The organism is Mesorhizobium sp. WSM4807, assembly GCF_055811615.1.
On the sequence record NZ_JBVVQY010000026.1, the window covers coordinates 68,179 to 81,118 of the forward strand.

A 12,940-nucleotide genomic window follows, 5' to 3' on the forward strand; every position below is an offset into this window, starting at 1 on the left:
GTGTGGTTGTGGATTTGAAGTTTCTGAACCTGATGCCGTCAAAATAGCAGAAACTTCAAATCCATCATGTTGGCTCATTGCCAAAGCAGCACTTGAAGACAACAATGACTTCGACGCCGGCGCACCAGACGCGCACAAAAAGAGCGTCGGAGGAATCGAGGAGGAAGCCGCTGGCCAGTTCACGGACGCGCTATGCATGCGGCCTGTCGGCGCTCACCACGGATGAGCCCGACGCCAATGCGTTCACCCAGGCGATCGCGGCCGAAGCCGCGGCCATCGATGCCAGCTTCGCCCTGCTGTTTTTCTCCCAGAGCCTCGTCGATGCGGCGGCCCTATCGGACGCGCTGAAGATCAACGCGCCGGCACTTGCCTATGCCGGCTGCTCCACCGCCGGCGAAATCACGCCGCGCGGTCTGGAGGAAGGCCAGATCCTCGCCTTACTGCTTCCGTCAGCATCGTTTTCAGTCGTAAGCGCCATGGTCGACAGTCTCTCTTCGTCGGGCATGGACAGGATCACCGACGAAGTCGGGGCGCTGCGGCGCTCGCTGCACGGCCGCGTCGGGTATGAGCGGACCAACACCACCTTCGCGCTCTGCTTCATCGACGGGTTGTCTTATGCCGAGGAAGCGGTGACCTCCGCCATCCACTGGGGGCTCGACGACATTCCATTGATCGGCGGGTCGGCGGGCGACGATCTGAAATTCGAGACGACGCGGCTGATCTCGAACGGCAAGGTTGCCTCCGACAGCGCCATCATCGTGCTGATCACTACGGAAATTCCTTTCCACGTGTTCAAGACCGACAATTTCGTTCCCACAGACGAGAAGCTGGTGGTGACCGCGTCGGATCCCGATCAACGCACCGTGCGCGAATTCAACGCCACCAATGCCGCGGAGGAATATGCCGCCTCGGTCGGCGTCATCCGGCAGATGCTGACGCCACTGAGTTTTGCCTCGCATCCGGTGGTGGTGAAAGTGGGCGGCGAGTTTTATTGCCGCTCGATTCAGAAGATGCACGCGGACGGCTCGCTGTCGTTCTTCTGTGCCATCGACGATGGCGTCGTCCTTTCCATAGCCCAGCCCAAGAACATGGTTGAATCGACGCGTGCCGCCTTTAGGGATGTCGAGGAAAGGCTTGGCGGCATCGACATGATTCTCGGTTTCGACTGCGTGCTGCGCAGGCTCGATGCGCGCAACCGCCAGGTCTTTCGAGAGATTTCGGAACTCTACAAGGTCAACAATGTCATCGGCTTCGGCACCTATGGCGAACAGTACCGGTCGATGCATCTGAACCAGACTTTCACCGGCATCGCCTTCGGACAGCGGCAGGCGGCGGAGTAGGAGGTTGTTATGCCGCTCAGGAACATCAACGACCTGGAGAAGCTGAAGAAGATCAACGCAGCCCTTGTCAGCCGCGTCGAGCGCTCGATGGACCAGCAGGCCAACGCGTTCTCGCTGTTCCAGACCGCGATTTCGCTCGAGAATCGAGTGCGTACGCGCACCGAGGAACTGCACTCGACCCTGCGTAGATTGGAACAATCCAACATCGATCTCAGCGCGGCCAAGGAAAACGCCGAACTGGCGAACCTGTCCAAGACCAGGTTCCTGGCCGCCGCCAGCCACGACGTGCTGCAACCGCTGAACGCCGCGCATCTCTCCGTCTCGGCGCTGGCCGAGGTGCAGACCAGCGATGAGGGCAAAAAACTGGTCCGGCAGGTCGAGCGGTCGCTGGAGACGATGGAGGATCTGCTCCGCACCCTGCTCGACATTTCCAAGCTCGACGCAGGCGTCGTGCAGCCCGATATCGGCGACGTCAGCCTGGAGATGCTGTTTTCGTCGCTGCGCTCGGATTTCCTGCCGGTCGCCGAAATGAAGGGTCTGACGCTAAAATTCCGGCCGGTCAGCGCCGTCGTGCGGTCGGACCGCACCTTGCTGCGCCGCATCCTGCAGAACATCCTTTCCAACGCGCTGCGCTACACCCGCTCCGGCGGCGTGCTGGTCGGCACCAGGCATCGCGGCGACACGATCCGCATCGATGTCGCCGATACCGGCTGCGGTATCCCCGACGACCAGCGCGAGGCCGTGTTCGAGGAATTCCACCGCGGCACGATCCCGACCGATGCCGGGCTTGCCGGCGGCGGGCTGGGATTGGGCCTGGCCATCGTGCGCCGCATCGCAGCCGCACTCGGCCATCCCGTGACGTTCTCGTCGAAGGTTGGACACGGCACGATTTTCCATATCGACGTTCCGGTCGGGATCGGCGCCAGCGTCGATGCCATTGCCAGCACCGCCGACATGGAGCGGCCGCGCGGCTACGGTCTGTTCGGCACAAAGGTGCTGCTGGTCGAGAACGACGTCGAGGTGCTGCAGGCGATGACATCCCTGCTCGAGCGCTGGCAATGCCTGGTGCGCCCCGCCACCTCGACCGATGCTGCCCTCGAGATGCTCGGCGATACGGACTGGGTGCCGGACATCGTCATAGCCGACCAGCATCTCGACGGCGGCGACCTCGGCACCACGACGATCGCCGAGGTCCGCGATTATCTCAGCCGCGCCGTGCCGGCGCTGATCGTCACCGCCGACGGTTCGGAGACCGTTGCCATAGTCGCCCGCGCGGCCGGCATCGAGCTGATGCGCAAGCCGCTGAAACCGGCACAACTGCGCGCGCTGCTGGCGCATTTGCTGGCTTGATCCCTTGCCCCGAAGACACGGGCAGAAGACCGCGAGCGACAAGAAAATGGTGCACTGTCACCGTATTCAACTAGGGAAAGCATTTTTGCAATTTCTATTTATTTGCTTCTTTCTAATTCGGCAGCGTCAGGTCAAATTCAGGAGGTGATTGTTCCGCAGTTGTCGTCAACCTCTTACCCGCCTTGAGCATTGCAAGGGCTTCCCTGCCAAGCCACCAGTCTCGGACTTTGGTGAAGCCCTGCTGTTTTAAGGCGGATTGAAACCATTTCATCAGCTGTTGCGCTACCAGCGTTTCATGAAGCGTAGCCATGTTGCCAGGCAGCAAGGTGCCTGCCCTTCCAAGACCAGCCATTGTAAGAATTACAGTTTCTTCGTTATCGCTGTTATCGAGACTCCACCGTTTCTCGCCCTTCCTACCAACGAACGAATGCATGTTATTCTTGGTGTCTCGATGCGACACCATGTACCCTTGCGAAAGGCTGCCTGTTTCATGGGTAGCGATTCCGGGATTGGGGATTTCCGATGAATTCAGATAAATTGCCCTATTTGGCGTAGTCAAGTTTCCCATTTCAACGAATTTCAGCGGCGCGTTCGCTTCGAAGCGATTGAGAACCGAAACGATATCAACAGGGGTGGCGAAGAAGAAAATGCGTTTCATGGCTAGCGCTTCGGCACGAGTAGGAGCTTGTCACTCGGGAAAGCAGCCCTGATACGGGCTGCAGCGGCAGCTTCGCTTGCGTTGATAATTCCGCACCGTAATTCCGCAGCCGGCGGCTAAAACCCCGCCTGCCCGCGAAACAATTCGGCACTGTCGAGCTTCGAAACCTCGATGACGGCTTGCGTCCGGCTGTAGACGTTGAGCTTGCGCAGGATCTCGGAAACATGCGCCTTGACAGTGGTTTCGCCGACCTGCAGTTCGTAGGCGATCTGCTTGTTGAGCAAGCCCTGGCGCAGCATCTGCAGCACCCGCAATTGCTGCGGCGTCAGTTTGGCAAGGCGCTGCACCATCTCGGCGCGGTCGGTGCTGTCGGCGTCCGGCGGCTGGCCTTCATAGGTTTCGGGCACGTAGATCGCACCTTCCATCACCGAGCGGATGGCGGCGGCCAGATCGCTCTTGCGCGCCGATTTCGGGATGAAGCCGGCCGCGCCGTAGGACAGCGCCTCGGAAATGATCTTCGGCTCCTCATGCCCCGAAACGATGACCACCGGCAGGCGCGGATAGCGGGTCCGAAGCTGCAGCAGCCCGTCGAAGCCATGCACGTCAGGCATGCTGAGGTCGAGCAGCGCGAGATCGAATGGCTTCGCGTCCGCCAGAAGCTCAAATGCCTCGGTGATCGAACGCGCCTCGACAGTGTCGACGTCCGGATAGGCCATCTGCACAGCGCTGTGCAGCGCCTCGCGAAACAGCGGGTGGTCGTCGATGATCAGAAACCGGGCGCGATCGTTGACTGCGGTCATGGCGTTTCGTTTCATTTCAGGCAGGATAGAATAGCCCAGCGACCATGGCCAGATTATTGGCAAATAGTACATCGCCATCCCTGGCCGAAGGGCGGAGATGGCAATTTCGGGACCACCATGCCTTGCCCGGTCGTCCAAATCGGCCGAATGTACCGCAATGAGCGACCTCGTCCTGCATAACTACTACCGCTCCTCCACCTCCTACCGGGTGCGGATCGCGCTGGAGATGAAGGGCCTGACCTACCAATATGTGCCTCATCATCTGCGCCACGGCGAGCATCTCGAGCCCGCCTATCTCTCGGTCAATCCGCAAGGACTGGTGCCGGCACTGATCCTGGGCGACGGCACGCTGCTGACGCAATCGCTGGCGATCATCGAATTTCTCGACGAGACCAGGCCCGAACCGCCGCTTTTGCCGCAGGACGCACTTGGCCGGGCCCGCGTCAGGATGCTGGCGCAGATGATCGCCTGCGACATTCATCCGGTGAACAATCTGCGCGTGCTGACCTCGCTGCGCACCCTGTTCGGCGCCGGCGACGAGGACGTCGCCAACTGGTTCCGGCACTGGGTGAACGAAGGTTTCCAGCCGCTTGAAAAGATTCTGTCTTCCTCCCCCGAAACAAAGACATTTTGCCATGGCGAAACGCCGGGACTGGCCGACATCTGCCTGGTCGCTCAGGTCGCCAGCAACGCCCGTTTCGGCGTCGACATGGCGCCCTACCCGACGATCACCCGCATCCACGCCGCCTGCATGGCGCTGCCGGCCTTCCAAACGGCAGCACCCGAGAACCAGATCGATGCCGAATAGAGCAAGTTGGACAAAAGCATGAGGAATTGCCGATGAAAGCCGTCGTCTTCGAAAAATTCGGTGAGGTGCCGACGATCCAGACCGTTCCCGATCCGGAGCCGGCACTGTGCGGCGTTGTCATCAAGGTCGAGGCGACCGGGCTCTGCCGCAGCGACTGGCATGGCTGGATGGGCCATGACGACGGCATCCGCCTGCCGCATGTGCCGGGCCACGAGCTTGCCGGCGTCGTGGTGGCCACCGGCAGCCAGGTGACCCGCTGGAAGGCCGGCGAGCGCGTCACCGTGCCGTTCGCCGTCGGCTGCGGCCGCTGCTTCGAATGCAGCTCCGGCAACCATCAGGTCTGCGAACACCAGTCCCAGCCCGGCTTCACCGCCTGGGGCTCGTTCGCCGAATATGTCGCCATCGATCATGCCGACACCAATCTCGTCCGCTTGCCGGACGAGATGGAATTCGCCACCGCCGCCAGCCTCGGCTGCCGTTTCGTCACCTCGTTCCGCGCCATTGTCGACCAGGGCCGGGTGACACCAGGCGAATGGGTGGCCGTGCATGGCTGCGGCGGCGTCGGCCTGTCGGCGATCATGATTGCCAGCGCCATGGGCGCCAACGTGATTGCCATCGACCTGACCGACGAGAAGCTGGACTTCGCCAGCAAGATCGGCGCGGTGGCAACGATCAACGCCGCGAAGACGCCGAACGTGGTCAAGGCGGTCAAGCAGATCACCAATGGCGGCGCGCACATGTCGATGGACGCGCTCGGCCATCCGACGACCTCGTTCAACTCGATCGCGAACCTGCGCCGGCGCGGCCGCCATGTGCAGGTCGGGCTGATGCTCGGCGATCACGCCAGGCCGCAGATCCCGATGGACAAGGTGATCGCCTTCGAGCTCGAAATCCGCGGCAGCCACGGCATGCAGGCCCACCGCTACCAGGCGATGATGGAGATGATCCGCACCGGCAAGCTGAGGCCCGAACTGCTGGTCGGCAAGCGGATCAGCCTCGACGAGGCGCCCGCGGCCTTGATGGCGATGGGGGGCTTCGAAGGCATCGGCATCGGGGTGGTGACCAGGTTCTAGCCAAGTCGGCTCTCCCTTCTCCCCCTGTGGGAGAAGGTGGCCGCGAAGCGGTCGGATGAGGGGTGTTCCAGCTTGGCACGAGGGCGTTCCGGCAGCACCCCTCAACCGTCTTGGCGCTGCGCGCCAATCCACCTTCTCCCACAAGGGGAGAAGGAAGAAGGGCCGGCGCCTATCTCGCATATTTCTTCGCACCGACCACGCAAAGCACCACGGCAGCAGTGACCGCGACCATGGCAGGACTGACCGGCTCGTGCAGCAGCATTGCCGCCAGCCCAAGGCCGAAGAAAGGCTGGAGAAGCTGCAGTTGCCCGACCGCAGCGATGCCGCCTTGCGCCAGTCCGCGATACCAGAACACAAAACCGATCAGCATGCTGAACAGCGAGACATAGGCCAGGCCGATCCAGGCGGCCTTGCCGACGTTTTCGAGCGACGGTGGCATGGTGATGAGCGCCAGGGCCAGCATGACCGGCAGCGACAACACCAGCGCCCAGGAGATCACCTGCCAGCCGCCAAGTTTGCGGGACAGCGTCGCGCCTTCCGCATAGCCCAGTCCGCACAGGATAATGGCGGCCAGCATCAGCATGTCGCCAAGCGGCGAGGCCATCACACCTTGCGTCACCGCAAATCCGGCAACAAGGGCGCTGCCAAGGCACGAAAACAGCCAGAAAGCCGGTTTGGGGCGATCGCCGCCGCGGATGACGCCGAAGATCGCGGTCGCCAGCGGCAACAGGCCGACGAAGATGATGGAATGGGCCGAGGTGATGTGCTTGAGCGCCAGCGCGGTCAGCAGCGGAAAGCCGACCACGACGCCGAGCGCGACGATGGCCAGCGACAACAGATCCTGCCGTTCCGGACGCTTCTGGCGAAAAACGAGCAGGAGCGCGAGGCCGAGAATGCCTGCCATGGCAGCGCGGGCGACGGTTAGGAACGCCGGATCGAAATCCATGACCGCGACGCGCGTTGCCGGAAGCGATCCGCTGAAAATCAGCACGCCTACGAATCCGTTGATCCAGCCGCCCGCCGTCTTGTCCATCGCACGCTCCTGATGTTCTCGCCCTCTATCGGGCCGGACCTGTGGCGCCACCAGAGACAATGAGGTACAGTTCGATAAAACTGTCATGGCAAACTGAGCAGTACGGATGGACGAGCAGGCAACGGCAAATGAGGGCAGCGGGACGCTTGTCGAAAGCGTCATGGCAACGATCAGGCACAGGATCGCCGCACGCAGCCTGACACCGGGAACCCGACTGCCTTCGATCCGGGCTTTTGCGAAGACCATGCAGGTTTCCAAATCCACCGTGGTCGAGGCGTATGAACGTCTTGCGGCGGAGGGCATCATCCGCTCGCGTCCAGGTTCGGGCTTTTATGCCGCCGGACCGTTGGCTCCCTTGTCACTGGCCGAGATCGGCCCCAGACTTGACCGTGCTGTCGATCCGCTCTGGGTTTCGCGCCAGTCGCTGGAAGCCGGCGACGGCGTGCTCAAACCCGGCTGCGGCTGGCTGCCTGCCTCGTGGATGCCGGAGGCTGGATTGCGCCGGGCCCTGCGGACAATGGCACGCGGCGATGATGTCACGCTGACGGATTACGGCACCCCGCTCGGGCTGCCGCCGCTGCGTCATCTGCTCGCACGGCGCATGGCAGAGCACGGCATCGAGGCATCTCCCGACCAGATCATGCTGACGGAATCGGGCACCCAGGCCATCGACCTCCTCTGCCGGTTCCTGCTCGAGCCGGGCGACACAGTGCTGGTGGACGATCCCTGCTATTTCAACTTCCATGCCCTGTTGCGCGCTCACCGGGCCAAGGTGGTCGGCGTTCCCTATACGCCGTCGGGACCGGATATCGAGCTGTTCGCGCAGGCGCTGATCGAGCACCGGCCGCGCCTCTACATCACCAATTCCGCGCTTCACAATCCAACGGGTGCAATTCTGTCGCCGGTCGTCGCCCATCGATTGCTCAAGCTCGCCGACCAATCGGATCTGACGATCATCGAAGACGATATCTTTGCCGACTTCGAACACACGCCTGCGCCCAGGCTGGCGGCGTTCGACGGTCTTGGTCGCGTCGTCCATATCGGCAGCTTCTCCAAGACGCTTTCGGCGTCGGTGCGCTGCGGCTTCATCGCGGCTCCGCGCGACTGGATGGAAGGGCTGACCGACCTCAAGATTGCCACGTCCTTCGGCAGCGGCAGGGTTGCCTCCGAACTGGTGCTGGCGCTGCTGAAGGACGGCAGCTATCGCAAGCACGTAGATTTGCTGCGCACGCGGCTTTCACGCGCCATGGCTGAGACAAGCACCCGCCTGAGGGCGATCGGCATCATGCCGTGGATCGACCAGCCGACCGGCATGTTCTTATGGTGCAGCCTGCGGGAAGGCTTGGATGCAGCTGAAATAGCCCGCCGCGCCTTGTCGGCCAATGTCGTGCTGGCGCCCGGCAACGCGTTCAGCCTGTCCCAAACTGCCAGCCGTTTCTTGCGCTTCAACGTCGCGCAGTCGGGCGACGAGAGAATTTTCAGGACACTCGAAGAGGCGATGTCGCGTTGATTTTCGCTGTCACGGAAATGCAGGCCTTGGCGCTTTGCCCCTCACGCCCTTGCCCGCCTCCGACGCTCATAGAGCATGACGAGCGTTTCGGCGGTCAGCGCCGGCTTCTGCTCACCTTCGATCTCGACGGTGTTGGCGGCCTTCATCAGATATTGGCCGGGGCCTTTGTCCTCCATGGACAAAAGCGTGATGCGCAGCCTGATGCGCGCGCCGGCCCTGACCGGCGCCAGGAACCGCACCTTGTCGAAGCCATAGTTGAAGACGGCTTGCGTGTTTTCGGGCACGATGCCCATGTCGAGCGCCAGCGCGCCGATGATCGACAGCGTTAGATAGCCATGCGCGATGGTGGCGCGGAACGGGCTCTGCCGCTTCGCCCGCTCCGGATCGACATGAATCCATTGGCGGTCGCCCGTGCATTCGGCGAACTGGTTGATGCGGCTCTGGTCGACCGTCGTCCACTCCGACACGCCAAGCTCCTGCCCTGTCATCGTCCTGAGCTGTTCGTAGGTCGGCGGCGTCCTCAGCCGTGATTGCGTCATTCCTGCTTTCCCGATCGCTTGCCCTGCCTCCGGACCACGAACCGGCCGCCTCTGTCAATTCGCTCCGCGCCTTCCGCTGCGGTATCCTCGGCCGGATCGCGCCAATGCCGCCAGCGCCGGAAACAGCTTCATCCGGGCAAGCGGAACCCTGTGCGCCAGCGCCAAGGATCAACAATACGGCTTTCAGGAGCCGGATAGACGGGAGAAAAGCCCGCCTGCTTTGGTGTGGGAACAGCTTACTTCTTATCGTAGCTGCTGCGGATTTCCTCCATCGCCTCCTTGATGCGGTCGCGCAGGATCTCGACCGATTCGGTCCCGGATTTCCTGGTCAGTTCGGCCACCTCGCCGGCATTCTTCAATGCGGTCTCGAAGGATTTCCTGGCGAACGCCGCTTGCTTGGCCATCAACTCCCGAGGATCGCCCGGCGCCCTGTAGCTCTGTGCCATATCGGCGATCTCGTGCAGCGTGTCCTGCAGCATCTCGCGCTGTCTGAAGAGCAGCGACGACGCTCCGGCGGCACTCGCCCTGGCTGATTTTTCCAGTGCCTCGAGGTTCTTGCGATGATGGTTGAGGATCGCCTCGACATCGACGTTCGGCAGCTTCAGGTCGCGGCCGAACCTGCCGAAAATGTCCATGAAGGTGTCGGATTCCGGTCGCTTTGCCATGGTGGCGTCTCCCCTGTTGCTGCGAATGCGGCAGCTGAAGAGAACAATAGGGCACTGGAGCCTCACGGTCCATTCGGCCGCGCAACACATCGCGCCTCAGCCGACGAGGAACAGCCGTTCCACCGTATGGAGCACCACGCCGGCAAGGCCGCCGATGACCATGCCGTTGAAGCGGATATATTGCAGGTCCCTGCCGATGTTCATCTCGATCAGCCTGGTGAGCTGGGCAAGGTCCCAGCGCTTGACCTGATCGGCGATGAATTTCGAGACGCCGCTCTTCTGGCTTTCGACGAAGGAAGACAGCGCCACGACGAAACCCTGGTTCATGTCGGCCCTGATCTGCGCGTCGCCGGCAAGATGGCGGCCGACCTCGACGAACATGTTGGCGAGATGGGCGCGGATCCTTGAATTCGGCGTCTTGGCGTCCTGCTCGATGAACAGGCTGAGGCTTTCCCACATGTCGCCGGCCAGCGCCTTCAACTCCGGCCGGGCGAGGAAATCGCGCTTCAGTTTCTCGGCGCGCTTGGCGTATTGCTTGGATGTCCTCAGCCGCTCGACGAAGGTCAGGACAAAACGGTCGAATTCGGCGCGCATCGGGTGATCGGGATCGGCCCTCACTTCGTCGAGCAGTGAGCCGGCGGAGGCGACGATCTTCTTCAGCAGATAGGCGTCGGCGCGAAACAGGTTGAACAGCGACGGCAGTTCCTCGCGGATCTTCTCGCGCATCGTCGCCAGCGCCTGCTCGTCGCTCAGGAACCGGCCGACGACCTTGGTGAATTCGTCGAACAGTTTTTGGTGGCGGCGGTCGTCGGTCAGGGCCGACAGCAACTCGGCGGCGAGCGGCGCCAGCGGCACCTTTTCGATCTGCTCCAGCATGCGACTGGTGACGAAGCCGCGCAGGCCCGACTGCTCCACGGCCGCCAATGTCTGCGGCACCAGCCGGCCGACGAAATGCGACAGATCGGCGGCGCGGTTGGGGTCGGCCAGCCAGTCGGCGACGAGCGCGGAAAAATCGACCTCGGCAAGCTTTTCGCGCACCGGCTCGGGCGCCAGGAAATTGACCTCGATGAAGCGGCCGAGATTGTCGGCGATGCGGTTCTGGTTCTCCGGAATGATGGCGGTGTGCGGGATCGGCAAGCCGAGCGGCCGTCTGAACAGCGCGACCACCGCATACCAGTCGGCCAGCCCGCCGATCGTCGCCGCCTCGGCGAAAGCGGCGACGAACGCCAGCCACGGATAGTGGCCCTCGAACGACTTGGCCAGTGCAAAGACGAAGACGCAGAGCGCGAGCGCTGCGGTGGCGACGAACTTGGTGCGCCGAAGCGCCGAAAGCTTGGCGTCCGCGTCGGCATCGAACCGGGCGGATGCCAAAGTCGGTGCTGATTGTGACATGGATGAACTGCTCCTGGTCGATCTCGCGGACTTAATTTAGTAATCCGCCCACCCGAATGCGCGCCATATTAGGATTATGGTTTGCACGACCGCCCACACAAACCTGATAAAGATATTCAGCTATTATGCGCTGCCAGTCTGGAATTATTCCAAGGTATAGGCCATATTAGGCCTGAGCTACTGCTTCGTGAGGACAAAATGCGGCTGACACGCCAGACCAACTACGCCATGCGCATCCTGATGTATTGCGCCGCGAATACCGATCGGCTGAGCCGCATCCCGGAGATCGCGGCCGCCTACTCGGTGTCTGAACTTTTTCTTTTCAAGATCCTGCAGCCTTTGGTCGAGCATGGTCTGGTCGAGACGGTGCGCGGCAGGAACGGCGGTGTCAGGCTCGGCCGCCCGGCCGAATCGATCACCCTGTTCGACGTCGTGCGCGTGACCGAAGAGAGCTTCGCCATGGCCGAATGCTTCGAGAACGACGCCGCCGAATGTCCGCTGGTCGACAGTTGCGCACTGAATTCGGCGCTGCGCGAGGCGCTCAATGCGTTCTTCGCCGTGCTCGAGCGCTATACGATCGCCGACATGGTGGCGGCGCGCCCGAACGTGCGCCACCTGCTCGGCATCGACATGCTGGTGCAAAGGGCGCCGGCCGCCTGAATTTGCCCTTTACCCTCTCCGAGCGTTTGCGCTGCCCCTCACCTGCCTGCCGGCATCCTCTCCCCGTATAGTGACGGGGAGAGGGACGATGTCATCGACGGTTTCGCCAATCTCCATCGTTGCAAAAAGGCCGGCAGGGCGATGAGGGGCAGCGCCGACCTTGCAAGTTGGAACTTACGCCGCTGACTGCGGCAGGACGAACGGCATGTCTCCGGCCGGCAGCACGCCGACCCGCAGCCGGCAATTGAACACTCTTTCGATCAGATCGTCGCTCAGCACGTCCTGCGGTGAGCCGGTGGCGGCAAGCCTGCCGCGGTGCATGACGAAAATCCGGTCGGCATACATCGCCGTCAAATTAAGGTCGTGCAGGGTGGCGACCACGCCGCCGCCCCTTCTGGCGAAATCGCGGGCGATGTTCATGATGATCAATTGATGCTTGACGTCGAGGCTGGAAACCGGCTCGTCGAGGAAGAGATAGCGCGGTTTGCCGTCGAGGACCGGCGCCCAGACCTGGCAGAGCACACGGGCCAGCTGCACGCGCTGCTGTTCGCCGCCCGAAAGCTCCTGGTAGAAACGGCGGGCAAAGCCATCGAGATCGACCCGCGCCAACGCCCGTTCGGGCAAGCGCTCGTCCTCGCCGGGCAGCGCGCCCGAGCGCCCGCCGAGCAGGCCGAGCCTGACGATCTCACGCACCGTGAAGGGAAAGGACAGCGTCGTCGCCTGCGGCAGCACGGCGCGCAGCATGGCTGCCTCGACCGGCTTCATCACCGACAGGTCACGGCCGTTGATGGTGGCCTCTCCCGAATAGGCTAGGTCGCCCGACAGCGCCCTCAGGAAGGTCGTCTTGCCCGAACCGTTGGGGCCGACGATGGCGGCGATTTCGCCGGGCCGTATGTCGAAATCAACATTGGCGACGATGCCCTTGCCGCCGATCGCCACCGAGACATCCCGCGCTTCGATCATGCAAACCCCTCTCACAGACCGTTTCGAAATTCGCTCTGGCGAGTCATATGGTGGTGGTTTCGAGAACCGGAACGCAGCGGACATTAGAGCGCTGCGCGTCCAATTGGACGCGCAAAGGACGCTCTAACACTTTGCATTTGCGCATGATC

The 12,940-nt window shown here is 62.4% G+C and carries 13 protein-coding genes; 6 read left to right on the forward strand and 7 right to left on the reverse strand.

Annotation, left to right across the window (positions count from 1 at the left end; genetic code table 11):
• The first annotated feature begins 104 nt into the window (after nucleotides 1-104).
• The gene (locus tag AC0L3N_RS26550; protein WP_473550438.1) at nucleotides 105-1,340 is read left to right on the forward strand and encodes an FIST N-terminal domain-containing protein; all 1,236 of its coding nucleotides are present in this window, start codon (nucleotides 105-107) and stop codon (nucleotides 1,338-1,340) included.
• Nucleotides 1,341-1,349: 9 nt separating this feature from the next.
• The gene (locus tag AC0L3N_RS26555) at nucleotides 1,350-2,690 is read left to right on the forward strand and encodes an ATP-binding response regulator (RefSeq protein ID WP_473550439.1); all 1,341 of its coding nucleotides are present in this window, start codon (nucleotides 1,350-1,352) and stop codon (nucleotides 2,688-2,690) included.
• 112 nt (nucleotides 2,691-2,802) lie between these two features.
• Here AC0L3N_RS26555 and AC0L3N_RS26560 read toward each other — a convergent pair whose 3' ends face one another.
• Together AC0L3N_RS26560 and AC0L3N_RS26565 are read right to left on the reverse strand one after the other, a co-directional pair.
• Complete coding sequence (locus AC0L3N_RS26560) at nucleotides 2,803-3,348, reverse strand: hypothetical protein (RefSeq protein ID WP_473550441.1); 546 nt, start codon at nucleotides 3,346-3,348, stop codon at nucleotides 2,803-2,805.
• A 116-nt stretch (nucleotides 3,349-3,464) separates the two neighbouring features.
• Nucleotides 3,465-4,148: a response regulator gene (locus AC0L3N_RS26565; protein ID WP_023803603.1), complete on the reverse strand. Its 684-nt coding sequence runs from the start codon at nucleotides 4,146-4,148 to the stop codon at nucleotides 3,465-3,467.
• Nucleotides 4,149-4,305: 157 nt separating this feature from the next.
• On the opposite strand from AC0L3N_RS26565, the gene maiA reads away from it, so the two are divergent.
• Complete coding sequence (gene maiA / locus AC0L3N_RS26570; protein WP_473550442.1) at nucleotides 4,306-4,956, forward strand: maleylacetoacetate isomerase; 651 nt, start codon at nucleotides 4,306-4,308, stop codon at nucleotides 4,954-4,956.
• Between the two features lie 32 nt (nucleotides 4,957-4,988).
• A complete protein-coding gene (locus tag AC0L3N_RS26575; RefSeq protein WP_473550444.1) occupies nucleotides 4,989-6,029 on the forward strand; it encodes a zinc-dependent alcohol dehydrogenase family protein in 1,041 nt (346 codons plus the stop codon).
• Between the two features lie 169 nt (nucleotides 6,030-6,198).
• Here AC0L3N_RS26575 and AC0L3N_RS26580 read toward each other — a convergent pair whose 3' ends face one another.
• Nucleotides 6,199-7,062 (reverse strand): DMT family transporter, encoded by an 864-nt coding sequence (locus tag AC0L3N_RS26580; RefSeq protein WP_473550445.1) that lies wholly within the window; start codon nucleotides 7,060-7,062, stop codon nucleotides 6,199-6,201.
• Between the two features lie 106 nt (nucleotides 7,063-7,168).
• Between AC0L3N_RS26580 and AC0L3N_RS26585 the strand changes: the two genes are divergently transcribed.
• Nucleotides 7,169-8,572: an aminotransferase-like domain-containing protein gene (locus AC0L3N_RS26585; RefSeq protein WP_473550447.1), complete on the forward strand. Its 1,404-nt coding sequence runs from the start codon at nucleotides 7,169-7,171 to the stop codon at nucleotides 8,570-8,572.
• 41 nt (nucleotides 8,573-8,613) lie between these two features.
• Here the strand turns inward: AC0L3N_RS26585 and AC0L3N_RS26590 are convergent, their stop codons facing one another.
• The 3 genes from AC0L3N_RS26590 to AC0L3N_RS26600 all read right to left on the reverse strand — a co-directional run bounded on the left by AC0L3N_RS26590 (nucleotide 8,614) and on the right by AC0L3N_RS26600 (nucleotide 11,168).
• Nucleotides 8,614-9,111: a MaoC family dehydratase gene (locus tag AC0L3N_RS26590; RefSeq protein ID WP_473550448.1), complete on the reverse strand. Its 498-nt coding sequence runs from the start codon at nucleotides 9,109-9,111 to the stop codon at nucleotides 8,614-8,616.
• A gap of 236 nt (nucleotides 9,112-9,347) precedes the next feature.
• The gene (locus AC0L3N_RS26595) at nucleotides 9,348-9,776 is read right to left on the reverse strand and encodes a phasin family protein (protein ID WP_473550450.1); all 429 of its coding nucleotides are present in this window, start codon (nucleotides 9,774-9,776) and stop codon (nucleotides 9,348-9,350) included.
• A gap of 96 nt (nucleotides 9,777-9,872) precedes the next feature.
• Complete coding sequence (locus AC0L3N_RS26600) at nucleotides 9,873-11,168, reverse strand: DUF445 domain-containing protein (RefSeq protein WP_473550451.1); 1,296 nt, start codon at nucleotides 11,166-11,168, stop codon at nucleotides 9,873-9,875.
• Between the two features lie 198 nt (nucleotides 11,169-11,366).
• On the opposite strand from AC0L3N_RS26600, the gene rirA reads away from it, so the two are divergent.
• Nucleotides 11,367-11,828, forward strand: a complete 462-nt coding sequence (gene rirA, locus AC0L3N_RS26605; RefSeq protein WP_027156154.1) for an iron-responsive transcriptional regulator RirA — start codon at nucleotides 11,367-11,369, stop codon at nucleotides 11,826-11,828.
• A 174-nt stretch (nucleotides 11,829-12,002) separates the two neighbouring features.
• On the opposite strand, the gene AC0L3N_RS26610 is transcribed toward rirA, so the two are convergent.
• Nucleotides 12,003-12,791, reverse strand: coding sequence for a heme ABC transporter ATP-binding protein (locus AC0L3N_RS26610; RefSeq protein WP_473550453.1), 789 nt, complete (start codon nucleotides 12,789-12,791; stop codon nucleotides 12,003-12,005).
• Nucleotides 12,792-12,940: the final 149 nt, after the last annotated feature.

Bases quoted from the DNA above. Each gene is read 5' to 3' on its own strand.
- AC0L3N_RS26610 (WP_473550453.1), bottom strand. From the start codon at position 12,791: ATGATCGAAGCGCGGGATGTCTCGGTGGCGATCGGCGGCAAGGGCATC.
- AC0L3N_RS26555 (WP_473550439.1), top strand. From the start codon at position 1,350: ATGCCGCTCAGGAACATCAACGACCTGGAGAAGCTGAAGAAGATCAAC.
- rirA (WP_027156154.1), top strand. From the start codon at position 11,367: ATGCGGCTGACACGCCAGACCAACTACGCCATGCGCATCCTGATGTAT.
- AC0L3N_RS26585 (WP_473550447.1), top strand. From the start codon at position 7,169: ATGGACGAGCAGGCAACGGCAAATGAGGGCAGCGGGACGCTTGTCGAA.
- maiA (WP_473550442.1), top strand. From the start codon at position 4,306: ATGAGCGACCTCGTCCTGCATAACTACTACCGCTCCTCCACCTCCTAC.
- AC0L3N_RS26575 (WP_473550444.1), top strand. From the start codon at position 4,989: ATGAAAGCCGTCGTCTTCGAAAAATTCGGTGAGGTGCCGACGATCCAG.
- AC0L3N_RS26595 (WP_473550450.1), bottom strand. From the start codon at position 9,776: ATGGCAAAGCGACCGGAATCCGACACCTTCATGGACATTTTCGGCAGG.
- AC0L3N_RS26550 (WP_473550438.1), top strand. From the start codon at position 105: ATGACTTCGACGCCGGCGCACCAGACGCGCACAAAAAGAGCGTCGGAG.
- AC0L3N_RS26600 (WP_473550451.1), bottom strand. From the start codon at position 11,168: ATGTCACAATCAGCACCGACTTTGGCATCCGCCCGGTTCGATGCCGAC.
- AC0L3N_RS26590 (WP_473550448.1), bottom strand. From the start codon at position 9,111: ATGACGCAATCACGGCTGAGGACGCCGCCGACCTACGAACAGCTCAGG.
- AC0L3N_RS26560 (WP_473550441.1), bottom strand. From the start codon at position 3,348: ATGAAACGCATTTTCTTCTTCGCCACCCCTGTTGATATCGTTTCGGTT.
- AC0L3N_RS26565 (WP_023803603.1), bottom strand. From the start codon at position 4,148: ATGACCGCAGTCAACGATCGCGCCCGGTTTCTGATCATCGACGACCAC.
- AC0L3N_RS26580 (WP_473550445.1), bottom strand. From the start codon at position 7,062: ATGGACAAGACGGCGGGCGGCTGGATCAACGGATTCGTAGGCGTGCTG.